At 53.8% G+C, this 15,513-nt stretch carries 15 protein-coding genes; 3 read left to right on the top strand and 12 right to left on the bottom strand.

The window, feature by feature from the left end; genetic code table 11:
- Window positions 1–19 precede the first annotated feature (19 nt).
- On the bottom strand, window positions 20–1,420 hold the full coding sequence (locus ACP7D9_RS21050) for a DUF1254 domain-containing protein (RefSeq protein ID WP_426159488.1): 1,401 nt from the start codon (window positions 1,418–1,420) through the stop codon (window positions 20–22).
- A 22-nt stretch (window positions 1,421–1,442) separates the two neighbouring features.
- On the bottom strand, window positions 1,443–2,234 hold the full coding sequence (locus tag ACP7D9_RS21045; protein ID WP_426159536.1) for a hypothetical protein: 792 nt from the start codon (window positions 2,232–2,234) through the stop codon (window positions 1,443–1,445).
- Between the two features lie 279 nt (window positions 2,235–2,513).
- Between ACP7D9_RS21045 and ACP7D9_RS21040 the strand changes: the two genes are divergently transcribed.
- Window positions 2,514–6,362: an autotransporter outer membrane beta-barrel domain-containing protein gene (locus ACP7D9_RS21040; RefSeq protein WP_426159487.1), complete on the top strand. Its 3,849-nt coding sequence runs from the start codon at window positions 2,514–2,516 to the stop codon at window positions 6,360–6,362.
- A gap of 60 nt (window positions 6,363–6,422) precedes the next feature.
- Here ACP7D9_RS21040 and ACP7D9_RS21035 read toward each other — a convergent pair whose 3' ends face one another.
- Window positions 6,423–6,776, bottom strand: a complete 354-nt coding sequence (locus tag ACP7D9_RS21035; RefSeq protein ID WP_426159486.1) for a winged helix-turn-helix transcriptional regulator — start codon at window positions 6,774–6,776, stop codon at window positions 6,423–6,425.
- A gap of 145 nt (window positions 6,777–6,921) precedes the next feature.
- On the opposite strand from ACP7D9_RS21035, the gene ACP7D9_RS21030 reads away from it, so the two are divergent.
- Window positions 6,922–7,590 (top strand): isochorismatase family protein, encoded by a 669-nt coding sequence (locus ACP7D9_RS21030; RefSeq protein ID WP_174377094.1) that lies wholly within the window; start codon window positions 6,922–6,924, stop codon window positions 7,588–7,590.
- 548 nt (window positions 7,591–8,138) lie between these two features.
- A complete protein-coding gene (gene ycaC / locus ACP7D9_RS21025) occupies window positions 8,139–8,771 on the top strand; it encodes an isochorismate family cysteine hydrolase YcaC (RefSeq protein WP_426159484.1) in 633 nt (210 codons plus the stop codon).
- 73 nt (window positions 8,772–8,844) lie between these two features.
- Here ycaC and ACP7D9_RS21020 read toward each other — a convergent pair whose 3' ends face one another.
- The 9 genes from ACP7D9_RS21020 to ACP7D9_RS20980 form a co-directional block, all read right to left on the bottom strand.
- Window positions 8,845–9,303 (bottom strand): SRPBCC family protein, encoded by a 459-nt coding sequence (locus ACP7D9_RS21020; RefSeq protein ID WP_426159483.1) that lies wholly within the window; start codon window positions 9,301–9,303, stop codon window positions 8,845–8,847.
- Between the two features lie 135 nt (window positions 9,304–9,438).
- A complete protein-coding gene (locus ACP7D9_RS21015) occupies window positions 9,439–10,107 on the bottom strand; it encodes an NAD(P)-binding oxidoreductase (RefSeq protein ID WP_426159482.1) in 669 nt (222 codons plus the stop codon).
- A 69-nt stretch (window positions 10,108–10,176) separates the two neighbouring features.
- A complete protein-coding gene (locus ACP7D9_RS21010; protein WP_426159480.1) occupies window positions 10,177–10,563 on the bottom strand; it encodes a nuclear transport factor 2 family protein in 387 nt (128 codons plus the stop codon).
- Between the two features lie 57 nt (window positions 10,564–10,620).
- Window positions 10,621–11,001: a nuclear transport factor 2 family protein gene (locus ACP7D9_RS21005; protein WP_353187041.1), complete on the bottom strand. Its 381-nt coding sequence runs from the start codon at window positions 10,999–11,001 to the stop codon at window positions 10,621–10,623.
- A gap of 69 nt (window positions 11,002–11,070) precedes the next feature.
- On the bottom strand, window positions 11,071–11,814 hold the full coding sequence (locus tag ACP7D9_RS21000) for an SDR family oxidoreductase (RefSeq protein WP_353187174.1): 744 nt from the start codon (window positions 11,812–11,814) through the stop codon (window positions 11,071–11,073).
- 80 nt (window positions 11,815–11,894) lie between these two features.
- The gene (locus ACP7D9_RS20995) at window positions 11,895–13,001 is read right to left on the bottom strand and encodes an alkene reductase (protein ID WP_426159478.1); all 1,107 of its coding nucleotides are present in this window, start codon (window positions 12,999–13,001) and stop codon (window positions 11,895–11,897) included.
- Between the two features lie 56 nt (window positions 13,002–13,057).
- Window positions 13,058–13,639, bottom strand: a complete 582-nt coding sequence (locus tag ACP7D9_RS20990; RefSeq protein WP_426159477.1) for a TetR/AcrR family transcriptional regulator — start codon at window positions 13,637–13,639, stop codon at window positions 13,058–13,060.
- A gap of 68 nt (window positions 13,640–13,707) precedes the next feature.
- Entirely contained in the window at window positions 13,708–14,964 is a 1,257-nt protein-coding gene (locus ACP7D9_RS20985; RefSeq protein WP_426159475.1) for a cation:dicarboxylate symporter family transporter, read from the bottom strand.
- 113 nt (window positions 14,965–15,077) lie between these two features.
- Window positions 15,078–15,503, bottom strand: coding sequence for a VOC family protein (locus ACP7D9_RS20980; protein WP_039762906.1), 426 nt, complete (start codon window positions 15,501–15,503; stop codon window positions 15,078–15,080).
- Window positions 15,504–15,513: the final 10 nt, after the last annotated feature.

Below are 15,513 nucleotides of genomic sequence, written 5' to 3'. Positions count from 1 at the left end.
TCCTGAGCAACTGAATGATTTACTTCGCAGCCGGAATCAGCATTGGCAATTTCCACTGCCCTTCAGAAAATTTGGCAGTCGGCATGTAGATCCTCAGGACGCCATAAAACGGGCCATTCGGGGCCGGTAGCCAATTGCTTTCCTTGTCCTTGCCAGGTGACTCGTGTTGCACATAAAGAGTGAGTCCGCCATCAGGATCCATTCGAAGTTGATCCAGCATCCGGGAATTGATCAGGTAACGGTTGATTGGGTTGTCCACCAAAAGCTTGGTCTTACCGTCATACATGGTCAGAGACCAGAACGCTTGCGCTGGCGGTAGCTCACCTTTGTTGAAGTGAAGCGTGTAAGTTTTCTGCGCGGCATTGACCGGGCTACCTTGAGCATCGGTGAAATAGCCGATGTAGCTAGCCTCAGACGAGGAATTGCCGAAGATACCAACGTTCGCACCGACATACCGGTACAGGTAGTTGTTTTTAAGGTGTTCGCGCGTGCCAAAAAAATCACCACTTTCGACTTGGTGCGTATCAATCTTGGTCTTTTTGAATTCGGCAAACTCAGCCTTGCCCGCATCGATGCCACGTTGCAGTGCGGCTAGCTGATCTGCGCTGAGCTTGCCTTCATCAAATTTCTCTCCCGGCCCGACGCCAATCTTGCTGAACCGTTCGAATAGCGCCTTCTCGCTTGCGACTGGTTGTGCAAAACCAAGCATGAAATCCAGATAGCGGAACAGCGCTGGGGTTTCGCTCATGTTCGCCTGCGGCTGGGGCCAGTTGATATCTGGCGCAGCGGTGGGAGCCGATTTTTTAAGATAAGAACTCAGAGGCTGGACTGCGTATCCCTGCTGGATCTTTTTGACGTTAGTCAGATCCTTTTCGTCGAACAGCTGAGTTCGAATGAGGACGTAGACAATGTCTCCTTCGCTCTTAAGCGTCTTACCGATGCCCGCCGGAGTCGAACCTTTCCACCCAGGGCCGGCGACGAGGAAATCCCCCCCTTCATTACCAGTAGTGCGGGTACCCAGATAATCGAAATTGTGGGTGTACAAGTCGATCATTTGCGCTGAGTAATACCGGTTTTTTTCTATCGCAGGCATCGTGAGCACCTGCGGCTCGCTGCGTAAATCCAGCCATACGAATGAATAAGGGGTGTCTGAGTTCGGGGTAACGAAAGCAGTGTCTTTGGGTGTGAACACCCGAGCCGTATTGCCAACCTTGTTGAAAGGCGCCTTGAAATCCGGGCCGTCAGCCTTTACGGCTTGCGCATACAAGGTTTTGTACATCTCAACGACAGGAAAGCCATAGAGATAAGCCTCCTTTGCAATGGCTTCGGCCTCGCTAGAGGATGCGGTGAAATCGGCATAGGCGAGCGGGCTCAACAACACTGCCGAGGCAGTAACAAGCAGACCACGTAACGACGTCATTCCTGACTCTCCATGAGGCTATTCATTTACCAAAAGTGACGTTGAGGCCGGCAAAGACGGTGAACTGAGGCACTCCTGGGCCTTCATGCTGCACAGTCCATTGAGGCTCAACATAGGCATTGAGGATATTGGTGCCGGCCTTCCACGCTTTGCCAACCCCGAGCCCAATCGGAATGTAATGCGTGTCGTCCATCAAATTGAAAGTCCAAGTACCTGTCGAGCGCAGGTACCAGCCCTTGGGGAGGTTATGGATGACAAAGGGCTGGAATGTGGCCGACTCGACGTGGGCTCTGTCACTGTCACCGGCAAAGGAGCTTTGGTACTGAACCAATGCACCTAGTAAGCCACTCGGCGAAGCATCAATAGCAACGGCTGCGAGTCCCGCTTGCCACTTTCCTGTTCCCAACTCGTCTCGGGCCGCAGTTGGCGCTGTTATCTGCGGGCCTATACCCAGTTGAATGCCTTCCGTTTTCAGCAAGAAAATATCGAAAAGATTCAAATCACCAATACCTGTGCTGTATCCACCATGCGGGTCTGGGCGGGTACTGATTGGCATCGTCGCTCTGAGCAATTGTGGAACAGGTGAAAAATCGTTTGGAGCGACAGGCAGCGTTCCGCGCACCAACGCGTCATTGGTATGGACGTTGGTGTCATACAGCTTAGGTGTGTAGTAATCCTGAAGGTTGAGCCCCGGGGCCAAGTTCAAGGGGTTGTTACTCTTGTTAGCAGTATCAGCATTATCGGCAAGCGCTTCGTGCGTACAAACCAAACCTACCGCGAGCGCCAGGACTTTACCTAGGGGGTTCCTTTCCATACTACAGTCGCTCATGAGGTCAAAGGTCGAGATTGATTTCATCCAACTGATTGACGTTAGCCGCAGTTCACGATTGCGCAAGGCGCCATGGAAAATAAAATCCTGCAATCGACCCAGCACTCGTATGTGCCGAGGAGAACTGCTGTCTGGCCTAGACTGCTTGGCATCGACGCTCAGGATATGAGCTAAGGTGAATAACTTAGGCCACGTTGACAGCCATTCTCTTCAAGGCCTTCACGCAAATAAATGATCAAGAAGCAGCGATAACATGGAGGTTTTATGCGCAGCGCGTCTGGTCGGTCGCTCAATAGTTTTTCTCTTTTTCGCCTACCAAGCGTTTTGTTGATTACTTTTTCTAACGCGCTAGTTGTGTCAGAAACAGAAGCTGCTTGCGGCCCTCTTGCGCCTAGTAGCTACGCCGTAAGTCAAACATGTACGCCCGCAGCAGGTGTCGAGGCGTTGATATCTACTCAACCAGGAACTGCCGTCACCACAACGGCGGGCTCTTCGATCCTGAGTCGAGGCAACAATGCAAATTCCACAGTGACGCTTGATGCAACTACGGTGAATAGCGCTCCACCTACGGCCGCTAATGCGGTGTTCGCCAATGTAATCGGCGCTGGTACGAGCAGTACTGCGGCATTGAACGTAGTAGGCGGCATCACGACTGTTAACGTGGGCGGGAGTGGCCTGGACGCCCTTGCGATTACGAATGCGGGTACGGGCAATTCATCGTTTTCAGTCGCCTCAGGCACTACGCTCAACATACTCAACACCGTGGTCGGCAATGAACACGACGGCATCGATGTCAATGCTAGCGGCGGTGGAGCGATAAACGTGTTGCACCAGGGCAACGGTCAAATCACTCTGCTGGGTGGTAACGGCATTTGGACTAAAGCGACTGGGAATGGCGATAACAACGTAAATGTCGGCGCGGGTGTAAGCATCCTCGTTAACAATGACGACGCACTATCCGCCGGCCCGCCAATCACTGACGATACCCTGCCTACAGCGGGCATCGGTAACCACGCCGGAGTCCATACTCGCGCAGTGAACGGCAACACCAATCTGATCAACGCAGCCAATGTGCAAAGTCTCGGAATGAACGCGTTTGGCCTGTTCACTGAAGGCGGCACCGGCAACACCCGCCTTACAAATACAGGAACGCTTTCGACTAACGGCCTTAACGGTTTCGGCATTCGATCATTCGCCACGGTTGGCAGCATTGCTGTGGTCAATGACGGCGCTATCACCACCACCGGTGGCGGCGGTCACGGTATCTACGTCAACGATAATGTCGGCGCTACCGGTTCGATCAGCGTTGAAAACAATGCCGAGCTCAACGTTGGAAGCACCGGTAACACCGCCGGCTCGCGAGCGATCTACATCATCAAACGCGGTACGGGTGATGTCAGCGTCAAGGGCAGCGGCGATATCAACGTCTTCGGAAGTACCAGCACAACCCGCGCATACGGGATCATCGTGAGCGCTGAGAACAACAATGCACTGATCGATTACTCAGGCGATATTTTTGCCAGCGGTTTCGGCGCGGGCGGCATTCGCGTTGATTCGACCGGGGGCAACGTCCAGGTCAACTATCGTGGCAATCGCATCGAAACCCTGCACAGCAATGCTAATGGCATTTACGCCACGACTCAGTTATCAGCGGGAACGGTGAATGTCGATGCCGGTGGCACGATCATCACCCACTCCGACGCGGGTTCGGGCGACGGCAGCGGCATAGGTTCTTTCGGTATCCAAGCTTTAACCTTGGGGGGCGATGTTGGGATCAGGTTCACCGGCCCGCTGATCGACGTGAATGGTGCAGGCGCGGCGTTACTTGCGGGCAATGCGTTCAACGGCGGAAGCGGCCTCGGCACAATTAGCGTCAGCAACAGCGGCGAACTGATTGCACGTGGTGATCAGCAACGGGGGATTCGCACCTTCTCGACCACCGGCGCGCAGAATATCTTGAATACCGGGCCGATCCAGACGCTGGGAGCTAGTAATAGTCAGGGCATCTTTGCCCTAGCCTCCGGCGCGGCAATCATGACGGTGAACAATAGCGGGTCTATAAGCGCGCGCGGAACCGGCTCGTCCGCGATTGATGCGTCGACCGAGGGAGGCAGCGTTGACGTCAGCAACGCTGCAACCCTTCAAGGCGGCTGGGGAGAAAGTAGCGGGATCGCCTTGGGCGGCGCGACACAGACGGTGAATAATACCGGTGTCATCGGTGCGCTCAGCGATTCGGCAGTGCGGGCAGATAAAACAGCCATAGGTAATACGTTTTCCCTCAACAGTACGGGGCAGATGACCGGATCGGTCAATGCCGCCGTTTCTGACAGCACTATTCGAAACAGCGGAACGTGGATTTTGCGAAACTTCGCCGCCAGCACGGCGAGCGGTGTTCGCGATACATGGGGGGTGGCAGCTAGTAATCTGGGCTCTTCTGGGAACAACAATATTTTCAACAGCGGCCTGATTCGCTTGGCTACGCAGCCACAAGCTGGAATCGTCAGTTTCAGTAGTAGCGGTGCATATTTGCCGCTTGGTCAAGCGGCCAACGCGCCGACACTTGGTGGCGCTGTACAGGCTCAGTTGCTTGGTGTAACTAGCTTCACTAACAGCGGCACGCTCGATTTACCTTCGGGCAGCAGAACTGTCGGTAATGTGCTCCTTATCAGCGCAGCGAACACTGCAGGAAACAATGGGGGCGGAGTATTTGTATCGGACGGCGGAGCACTGCTGCTCAATTCCACGCTCAATGCCGGAGGTACAAACAGCATCTCGGATATGTTGGTGGTTGACTCCACCGCAACCAGCGCTGGAGGTGCCACGCGTATTGCGGTGCGCAACGTAGACGGACAGGGTGCATTGACCCAGGGCAACGGCATCGCCGTGGTCGAGTTGCTTGATAAAACACAGAGCGCGAGCGATCCAAACGCATTCAGCCTGGCTCGACGTGTCGTCGCCGGGCCTTATGAATATCGCCTGCAACAAGGCGCTGAGGACGGAAGCACGAAGGACACCTGGTTCCTGCGTTCGGATGCGCCGATTCCAGATCCAACGCCTGACCCCGATCCAATACCTACTCCCGATCCAACTCCGGCCCCTTCACCAGTCCCCAACTATCGCCCCGAAGTTTCACTCTACGGTGCTGTTCCGGCACTGGCGCTGGTGTACGGGCGAACCATGGTGGATACGTTGCATGAGCGGGTCGGTGAAGAGCGTCTGAATACCGGCGAACCGTTACCCAAAGACGATCAAGCTACCCTGGCGCCGTCAATGGGCTGGGGCCGAGTGATTTACCGAAGTGGAAAACAGGACGGAGATAGCAAAAACTCTTTGGGCCGGACACCCGAATATAATTATGACCTCACAGCTTTTCAGGTCGGCACTGATCTTTACCGTAAAGAAAGGCCCGATGGTAGTCATGAACAGGCCGGCTTATCGCTTTCAGCCGGCACCCTTGATGCTGGGGTAAGCCATTACACCCGCCGCCCCGCCGGATCGGACACCCTGCGTGCATACGGCGTGGGGGCCTACTGGACGCATTTCGGCCCCTCCGGTTGGTATCTTGATGGCGTGGCGCAAATCAATCGCTTCGACATCGAAGCCAGGCCAAATGACCTGAGCAAACTCAAGACGCGCGGATGGGGCTACACCGCCTCTCTGGAGAATGGATATCCGATTGAGGTAGACAAAAACTTGTACATGGAGCCGCAGCTGCAAGCCATCTATAGCCATGTAGATCTCGATAGCAGCAACGACGTCGGCGCCAACATCCGTTTCCGCGATGTCGATTCTCTTATCGGGCGAGCAGGCGTACGGATCGCTAAAGACTGGGACACGGACAGCGTGGATAGAACTCCACGACGTACCAACACTTGGATTCGGCCCAGCATCTGGCACGAATTCAAAGGACAGCCAAAGACCGAGTTTTCCTCCGAATCGGGTTACATACCTTTTGAATCGGATATTCAGGGTACGTGGGGCGAGGTTAATGTCGGCATAGATCATCAGGCCAACCGGCGCACGACCTTTACTGCGTCGGCGGGCTATCGCCAAGGGTTCGATGGTGACAGCCACGGGTATGATGCGATGCTGGGTTTCAAAATTGATTTTTGAGGAACGACGGGTACACACATTCAAAAAGTGTGGCGATGCCGAAATACCTCATCAGCGTTGTCAGGCATCACCCGCTTTGTCCATTTTTGTACGTGCAAGCTCTGCTTCCAGAAACTGTCCCCAGTCCCCCATCGCATGCAGAACGGGTGACAATGTCTTCCCGAGTGGCGAGATTCTATATTCAACTTTAGGAGGCACTTCGCCGTAATCCGTTCGCAATACAAGACCATCCTCCTCTAGTTCTCGCAACTGCTGCGTGAGAGTCCGAGGAGGTATGCGGCCTAAGCATTTGGCGAGCTCGCCGAATCTTCTTACATCTTCTAAAAGGAAATGGATGATCATTACCTTCCACTTCCCTCCTATAACTTTCAATGTTGTCTCGACAGGACAGCTCACTTTTTTTTCGGTTGCCATGAAACACCTCAGTACAATTTCACTTACAGTAACAAAAATGTAACTACTTGCGGCTCGCCTGTTCAGCGTCTACTTTTGTCTGGCTGGCAAGAGACCCTCCATCTCCGAGAGGGTAATGCATAGCTAACCATACACGAGGTGACACATGTCTACTACGAAGGGAATGCTAGATCCGAATGATGCGGTTATCTTGCTGATTGACCACCAAAGCGGTCTCTTTAACACCGTTCGCGATGTATCAATTCCGGATCTGCGCAATTACGTTATAGCAATCGCGAAAACCGCGACCTTGCTTAACATTCCCGTCATCACCACCGCATCCGTACCTGACGGGCCCAATGGCCCGCTCATTCCTGAGATTCACGAACATGCACCACACGCGGTTTACGTGCCGCGCACAGGGCAGATCAACACTTGGGACAACCCTCTTTTTGTAAAGGAAATCGAGAAGACAGGGCGTAAAACCCTGATCATCGCCGGCACACTCACGAGTGTGTGCATGGCATTCCCAGCAGTAAGCGCAGTGCAAGCTGGTTACAAAGCTTATTGCGTTGTTGATGCATCAGGAAACTGGAGCAAGCTTGCCACAGACACGACTATCGCCCGTGTAACTCAAGCAGGCGCGATTCCCACGGATACCTTCGCCATAGTTGCGGAACTTATGCAAACCTGGAATCGCCCTGAAGGTTCGAGATTCGCGGAAATCATCTCTAATCATATCTGCCCAGAATATAAATGCTTGATGGAGAGCTATGGTAAAGCCCAAGCTATAGCAAAAGACGGCCCTGAAACGCATCTCGAGAACTATAAATGATTCAACAAGCTTTCTTGTTTCGAAGTTTTACAGTTAAAGGGTAATCCGAGTATTTGAAGGGCGCTTAGGCGCCCTTCAATGAAACGTTTTGAAATGGCGACTCAAGCATACGGCAGCCGAAATATTGGTTATCAGACGTGCTGAAAAGGATGTACCAGAGTCAGCTCGCCCTAGAGGCTGCTCTGATAGAGTTAACGCTTTATGTGGAAGTCCAAGGAAACGCTGAAGTTGGAGATAACGTTCGCGGCGCTTTGTGGCCGATTAGTGAGAATGCCGGACAAATCAAACAGGTTTAGTTCGGCTTAAGAAGCCATCTTGAGCCGGGCCTCGCCCGAATGAGCGACAAGCAAGGATGGGCTAAAGCATTTTTGATGCTTGATGCGGAACGGCGCTCTGTCGAGGATCGATACCCCCTAACATTGCCCTTGCTATTGTCCTAATGCAGTGGACAGTTAGACCGTTTCCAGCGCCTTTTTCGAGACAGCTCTAATCCTTATTCTGTGCCCATGTTGAACGACAATATTCACTTACTTCAAAGGGAATTCATCATGAGCATCGCCACCTACAACCGCCTGAACAAAGACGACGCTATCGTGCTGCTGGTTGACCACCAGACCGGTCTGATCTCGCTGGTGCAGGACTTCTCGCCGAACGAGTTCAAGAACAACGTGCTGGCGCTGGCGGATCTGGCCAAGTTCTTCGACCTGCCGACGATCCTCACCACCAGCTTCGAACAAGGCCCGAACGGCCCGCTGGTGCCGGAGCTGAAAGAGATGTTCCCGGATGCGCCATACATCGCTCGCCCAGGTCAGATCAACGCCTGGGACAACGAAGACTTCGTCAAAGCGATCAAAGCCACCGGGCGCAAGCAGATCATCATTGCCGGTGTCGTAACGGATGTCTGTGTAGCGTTCCCGACGCTGTCGGCACTGGCCGAAGGCTTTGATGTGTTCGTGGTCACCGATGCGTCCGGCACCTTCAACACCACAGTGCAGCAAGCCGCGTGGAGCCGCATGACCCAGGCTGGTGCGCAAATGATGAACTGGTTTTCGGTGGCCTGTGAGCTGCACCGTGACTGGCGCAACGATATTGAAGGCCTGGGTAACCTGCTATCGCAGCGGATTCCCAACTACCGCAATCTGATGAACAGTTACTCAGCGTTGAGCGCACATCAATCGTAACTTTGATTCAAACCCAAGGCCCGCTTATGCGGGCTTTAGGCGCGGGCTGGATTTTGGAACAGCTCCACAGCGCTTATGAGATGGGCCCTTCTAAGACTTGAGCTAGAAATAACTGAAGACCGTTGTGGCCATCCATGATCAGCTCTCGAATGAGTTCCTGGTAAGCGTCTGCCGTATTCGCATCTTGCAGATCAAAGCTTGCAGACCAATTGATGAACGTCTTGGGCTGTCCAGTGAGAGAGGCCAACTTTACCGTGGCAACATAGTTGTCCAGCGGTAATGGAGCCTCCTCGAAGCGGTAGGATAGCGTTGAATGGTGATCATCGACCGATAACAAACGCTCCCTGACAAGTGCGCTATCGGCCAGCGTGAGTCTGCGAATACAGCCGACCAATCCATCAGGTTGGTTGTCCTCAATGCTGCTTTCGACAATCGATGGATGCCATTTATGAATCTCTCCAAATTTTTTCAACACGCTCCAGGCATTTCCAACATTGCTGTCCAAGACACCGGAAAACTCAACCATCGGCATCGTGTATCTCCCTTCAGATATGTGCTGTAAGCGCACGGCGATTCGGCGTAACCACTAGGCTGATACGTGAATCGTCGAGCGCCTGTTTCAGAGCCTCGCTTCCAACCAGCCCCGTAGCGCCAATCAAAACTAATTTCATTGCAAACAACGCTCATGACCAAGCCTGCGAACAGCGTCGGAGACTGGTATGTCTCCTTGAGTAAGCTCGATAATGACTCGACTCACCCTGGGCTGTTCGATCAACTCGGCAAGTGTCGCTGCTACGTCATCTCTCGAAACTTCACCGTAAGGAATAGCAACGTCAGCACGGATTCTGCCAGTGCCTGGGTCATCCAGAAGCGTTCCTGGACGCACAATTACCCAATCCAAACCCGTCCCAACCAAGTGAACATCAGCTCGTTTTTTCACGGCAATGTAATTTTCGAACCCTTCGGATGATGGACTACCACGCAGCGCATCAGGGAAGGCCGAGACCAGAATGAAACGCCGGACACCTGCCTGAATTGTCGCGGCCACTGCCAACTCCAATCCCCGACCATCAATCGCATTAGTCAGATCCATACCTGCGCCGCCTGCCCCTGCAGTGAAGACCACGGCATCAATGCCCGACATAAGTCGCGCCATTTGCCCGGGATCAAGCTCAAGCAAATTGCCTATAACGGGCGTCGCGCCCAGGGCCGCAAGCTGACTTTCCTGCTCCGGGTTCCGATGCAGTGCGATCGCCTCGTGACCTCGCCCGACGAGCTGCTTAACCAATCGCCGCCCCACTTTGCCAGCGGCGCCGATGATGAAAACCTTACTCATGATCGCTTCTCCATTTGACGATGAACGAGCTCCGATCCCGGGATTGATTCAACCGGGATCGGTGAGCGCTCAACCTTCGAACTGGTGATAAACCTTGGCGATGACCTTCCATGTGCCGTCGATTTTGATCAGGGTCAGGTAGTCGTTGTAGTCGGCACCGATCGCATCGTTTTCCATATCGACACGCACCACGGCTGTCGTGAGTGTGATCGCCAGAATGTCGAGGCGAGTCGTAATTTCTGGGGCGCTGCCGTTCTTCTGAACGAAATCAAACAGATTCTCGATCGGGCCGCCAAGCAGTTCACCGTTGGTGAAACCGTACATCACGGCGTCTTTATGGAAAGCTTGAGCAACGCCTTCTGCACTGCCCAGACGCAGACCTTCAACGTATTGATTGGCAGTAGCGATGACAGCGTTGTACTCGGAGGTTGGTACTGCCTTGATGTTCTTTGACATGGTTCTCTCCTTTCATTGGGCGACGTAAAACACACGTCGCCAGACGCGCTCAAATGCTCAAGCGGTCGGATGGGTGTGGTAAATCTTGCTGACGATCGTCCACTTGTCTTCTACCTTCAGCAGATTGAAGAAGTCGGTGAATCGATACCCCGAAACGTTGTCAGTATCAACGCGCGCACTGGCGGCAGTGCCAACGATGTCGACGCGAACGATCGCGGCTTTGGCTTCAGGAGATGGGCGGAAAGAGTTGTCGATGACGTCGTACAGATTCTGGATCGCGCCGCCGACAAGCTTGTCGCCGTCGACGCCAAACATGGTTGCTTGCTCGTTGAACGCGGGCTTCATCACAGTGCTGTCAGCCTTGGCACCACCTTCGTTGTACTGACTCAGAACAGCAACGATCGCGTTGTATTCCTGGACGTAAGTTGGATTGCTCATGATGTACTCCTGGTTGCATGTTGCCGGTGACCCTTTTGGTCACTCGGGCACGGAAAACTCAAACGACAATTACCAATCCTGGCGAGTCGGCGAGATGATCAAATCGTTGACGGTGACATTTTCCGGTTGGTTGAGCGCGTATATCACTGCGCGGGCAATATCGTCCGGCGCAATGGCAATCCGGTTCAGCTCTTGGGCAGCCTTACGCCCTTCAGGATCACTGACCTTGTCCGCCCAGCCGGTATTGATCACGCCCGGGCTGACGGTGTTGACGCGGATGCCATGCTGCACGCCCAACTCCTTTCGCATGGATTCGGTCATGGCCTGGACGAAAAACTTGGTAGCGCTGTAAACACCCGCCGCCGGGCCGACCTGGTGACCTGCAACGGAGTCCATGTTGAGAATCTGCCCGGTTTTCTGTTCGAGCATGAATGGCAACACAGCAGCAGTAGTGTTGAGGTAGCCCTTGATGTTCACATCGATCATCTTTTCCCAATCCTGCACGGCCAGATCGACCCAGTTGGAAAAGAGCATCAGACCGGCGTTGTTGACCAGGATGTCCACTGCGCCATAGGTATCTTGTGCAAACTTCGCGAGCGCTTTGGTTTGATCCAGATGGGTAACGTCTGTGGTGAAAGCGACCACGTCGCTCCCGGCCTCACGCAGCTCGGCAACAAACGCTTCCAACCCAGCCTGATCGAGTGCTGCTGCCACGACGCGAGCGCCATGCGCGGCCAACGCGCGGGTGGTGGCAGCACCAATGCCGGAAGACGCGCCAGTGACGATGGCAACCTTGTTTTGCAGATAATTCATATTTGAGTACCTCTTGTGCGGCGAAATTTTTTCGCGACGAAGCCTCCCCGCGCCGAACTGACGCAAAAGGGAATCTCCAATTAATTGGAGTTGGCCGTTGGCCAATCGATGTAGCCCTTGGCGCCTCCGCCGTAATAACTCTTGCGCGGAGCGATGGTCAGCTCGATACCCCGACGCAGGCGATCTACCAAATCGGGATTGGCAATGAACAATCGACCAAACGCCACGGCATCAACCCGCCCTTGCGCCCTGCGCTCCCGCGCCATTTCCAGGTCATAGTTGTTGTTGCCAATGTACGGCCCTTCGAACTGCGCACTCAGCGCGTCCAGATCCACCCCTTCAGGAACGGTACGAGAGGTGGCTGTCGCGCCTTCGACGAAATGCAGATAGGCCAAGTTGAATCTGTTCAACTGCTGAATGAGGTGACCGTAGGTCGCCATGACGTTGCCGTCTGGAGGCGTGTTACCTGCATCAGGAGTTACGGGCGAAAGGCGGATGCCGACCCGGTCACTGCCCCAAATTGCGACCACGGCTTCGGTGACTTCAAGTGTCAGTCGTGTCCGATTTTCGATAGAGCCGCCGTACTGGTCAGTGCGCTGGTTAGTGGAATCGCGCAGGAATTGGTCGAGGAGATAACTGTTGGCTGAATGGACTTCAACGCCATCAAAACCGGCGCGTTTTGCATTTTCTGCCGCATGCCTGTACTGCTCGATGATCCCCGGGATCTCTGAAGTCTCAAGCGCCCGAGGCATGGACACTTCGACCATGCCATTGTTGGTATAGGTCGTACCTTCAGCCTTGATCGCTGAGGGCGCGACCGGCGCTTCGCCGTTTGGCTGCAACTCAACGCTGGAGAAGCGACCTACGTGCCATAACTGACTAACGATTTTCCCGCCGGCCGCATGCACTGCGTCAGTGACTTTTTTCCAGCCTGCGACCTGCTCCTCCGACCAGATACCGGGCGTCATGGCATAGCCACGCCCTTGAGCAGAAATGTTCGTGGCCTCGGCGATGATCAGGCCCGCGCTGGCCCGCTGGGCGTAATAAGTGGCATGCATTTCGTTCGGCACGCCGTCGTCAGCCATTCGACTGCGAGTCACTGGCGCCATGACAATTCGGTTAGCCAGTTGCATCGCCCCCATCGTCATGGGGGAAAACAGGTCGGTGTCTGCGGCAATATCAGTCATAAAAACTCCAAATGAATAGACCGGTCGTCTAGTTAAAAGCTTAAAAAAAACCGCCCCTATGCCAGCAGGCGCTTACTTGTGATCAGTGCCGTATCAAAGGCAGCCGTCGTATTGCGAACCTTCACCAAAAGTGATGCCCCTAACCATAATTGATACAGCGATTCAGCCAATGTTTCTGCATCCTGAGTCGAAGTGATGGAGCCATCAGCCATTCCTTGCTGAACACATCGCGTGATTCTCTCGACGATCAGCGTGGTGCCCTCCTCCAATACGCCGCGCATGTCTTCCGACAGGTCGCACACTTCGGCGCCGAGTTTCACCACCAGGCATTTCTCTTCGGGATGATCGAACGCCTGCGTCTTCGCCCAATAGCGCAAATAGCCAAGGAGCCGCTCGGCGCCCGTCCCTTGCGCCGCCATGACAACATCTACCCGCCCGATATACTCCTGAAAGTATTCGTCCAATAGTGCCTGGCCGAATTCCTCTTTGGAGGTGAAGTAGTGATAAAACGACCCTTTGGGTACACCCGCCGCCTTCAGCACTTCCATAAGACCGACTGCGGTGTAGCCCTTGTGGGTCATCAATGACTTCGCTACATCGATGATGTGTTGTCGCATGTCTTGATTAGGTTTTTTCATAGTGCGCACAGCCTAGTAAAAACTAGACCGGTCGTCTAGTAACCATTTTCAGTATCTGACGAACGCGACTAAACGCTTGCTGCCGTGTGCGGCTGAGAAGGTTTCAGTGCAACCTTCTCCCACTTGGCGATAACCAACGGTGCAATGGCATTGCCCAATACGTTCAGCGTGGTGGTACCACTGTCGATAATCCTGAAGATGCCTGCGATCAACGCCACGCCTTCTAACGGTAATCCGGCGGACGCCAATGTCGCTGACAGGATGATGATGGCAAACCCAGGCACCCCTGCTGCTCCCTTTGAGGTCAGCACCATCGTCACCACCAGAAGGATCTGCTGCGACAGAGATAGATCGATGCCATAGAGCTGCGCCACGAAGATCGTTGCTACACCGAGAAAAATCGATGCGCCATCCAGGTTGAACGCATAACCCACCGGCACCACAAAACTGACGATCCGACGCGGTACACCGTAATTCTCCAATCGCGTCATCAACTGCGGCATGACGGCGGCTGACGCGGCACTCGAAAACGCCAGAATGAGCTCATTGCGAAAGTACCTGATCAACTTGAAAATGTTTTCGCCAATCAAGTAGCAAATGCCGCCGAGTATCACCAACGCGAAAACTATCAGCGCCAGATAAACCACCCCGATTAGCTTGAGCAACGGCAACAATGAGGCGAAACCAAACGTCGCCACAGTCGCGCCGATCATTCCAAACACACCGATCGGTGCGTAAGCCATGACGATGGAAACAACCTTGAACATGGCATCGGAAAGGCTCTGAATTACCGCGATGAAGGGTGCGCTTTTGTCCTTCGGCAGAGCGTTCAGTGCCATGCCTAACAGCACCGCGAAAAACAACACGGACAACAACTTCGCTTCTGACATAGCAACCAGCACATTGTCAGGGACGATGTTCTGCAAGATGACCAATGCGCCTTTGGACGGCTCCAGAGTGATCGATGCGGTACCGTGCGAAATACCGGAAATGTCGGTGCTCGTCCCCGGCTCGAAAACATTGGCGAAACACAAGCCGATGACGATGGCCAAGGCCGTAATTGCAAAAAAGTAGCCCAGCGATTTTATCCCCATGCGGCCAAACGATTTGTTATCGCCACCGCCTGCGATGCCCAGAATCATGCAACAGAACACAATCGGTACAACCACCATCTTCATCATCTTGATGAAGATATCTCCGAGCGGTTTGAGGATTTCCGCACTCACCCATGTCTGATAGTCCGGATGCGTATTGAAGTACCAACCGACAAGCACGCCAAGCAACAGCCCGGCAACGATTTGCCACACCAAGGGAATACGTTTCATGTCTAGCCTTCTTGTTGGAGTGAAAGGTCTGCGTTTATTCGCAGTTGCTAGAGTCATGAGCTTCCAGCTCATTTGAGATCAAATGGCACAACGCCGTTGTGCCATGGCTGTTGTTACTTGGCGAAGAGCTGGCTCATATCCTTGAAAGCCTTGAACTCAAGAGCGTTGCCGCACGGATCAAACAAAAACATGGTGGCTTGCTCGCCCACTTGGCCTTTGAAACGAATGTACGGTTCGATCACGAATTCAGTACCAAACGACTTCAGACGTTCGGCCAGTGCCTCCCACTGTTCCCAACCTAAAATTATGCCGAAGTGCGGAACTGGAACATCGTGTCCGTCAACCGGGTTGCTATGCACGCTTTCCTGGGAAGCGGTTTTAGGATGTTCGTGAATCACCAGTTGGTGACCATAAAAATCGAAATCTACCCACTGCGTGCTGGAGCGCCCTTCTTCAAGACCAAAGACCTCACCGTAAAAGGTGCGAGCTGCAGCCAGGTCGTAAACAGGGATAGCAAGATGGAATGGCGAGAGGCTCATCAGAACTCCA

The organism is Pseudomonas sp. TSRC2-2 (assembly GCF_049897785.1).
In the GTDB taxonomy this organism is placed as follows: domain Bacteria; phylum Pseudomonadota; class Gammaproteobacteria; order Pseudomonadales; family Pseudomonadaceae; genus Aquipseudomonas.
The sequence above is the reverse complement of the archived record's forward strand: the minus strand, read 5'-3'. Positions and strand labels throughout refer to the sequence as shown.

Coding starts and splice junctions, on each gene's coding strand:
- ACP7D9_RS21050 (WP_426159488.1), bottom strand. CDS start 1,420: ATGACGTCGTTACGTGGTCTGCTTGTTACTGCCTCGGCAGTGTTGTTG.
- ACP7D9_RS21045 (WP_426159536.1), bottom strand. CDS start 2,234: ATGGAAAGGAACCCCCTAGGTAAAGTCCTGGCGCTCGCGGTAGGTTTG.
- ACP7D9_RS21040 (WP_426159487.1), top strand. CDS start 2,514: ATGCGCAGCGCGTCTGGTCGGTCGCTCAATAGTTTTTCTCTTTTTCGC.
- ACP7D9_RS21035 (WP_426159486.1), bottom strand. CDS start 6,776: ATGGCAACCGAAAAAAAAGTGAGCTGTCCTGTCGAGACAACATTGAAA.
- ACP7D9_RS21030 (WP_174377094.1), top strand. CDS start 6,922: ATGTCTACTACGAAGGGAATGCTAGATCCGAATGATGCGGTTATCTTG.
- ycaC (WP_426159484.1), top strand. CDS start 8,139: ATGAGCATCGCCACCTACAACCGCCTGAACAAAGACGACGCTATCGTG.
- ACP7D9_RS21020 (WP_426159483.1), bottom strand. CDS start 9,303: ATGCCGATGGTTGAGTTTTCCGGTGTCTTGGACAGCAATGTTGGAAAT.
- ACP7D9_RS21015 (WP_426159482.1), bottom strand. CDS start 10,107: ATGAGTAAGGTTTTCATCATCGGCGCCGCTGGCAAAGTGGGGCGGCGA.
- ACP7D9_RS21010 (WP_426159480.1), bottom strand. CDS start 10,563: ATGTCAAAGAACATCAAGGCAGTACCAACCTCCGAGTACAACGCTGTC.
- ACP7D9_RS21005 (WP_353187041.1), bottom strand. CDS start 11,001: ATGAGCAATCCAACTTACGTCCAGGAATACAACGCGATCGTTGCTGTT.
- ACP7D9_RS21000 (WP_353187174.1), bottom strand. CDS start 11,814: ATGAATTATCTGCAAAACAAGGTTGCCATCGTCACTGGCGCGTCTTCC.
- ACP7D9_RS20995 (WP_426159478.1), bottom strand. CDS start 13,001: ATGACTGATATTGCCGCAGACACCGACCTGTTTTCCCCCATGACGATG.
- ACP7D9_RS20990 (WP_426159477.1), bottom strand. CDS start 13,639: ATGAAAAAACCTAATCAAGACATGCGACAACACATCATCGATGTAGCG.
- ACP7D9_RS20985 (WP_426159475.1), bottom strand. CDS start 14,964: ATGAAACGTATTCCCTTGGTGTGGCAAATCGTTGCCGGGCTGTTGCTT.
- ACP7D9_RS20980 (WP_039762906.1), bottom strand. CDS start 15,503: ATGAGCCTCTCGCCATTCCATCTTGCTATCCCTGTTTACGACCTGGCT.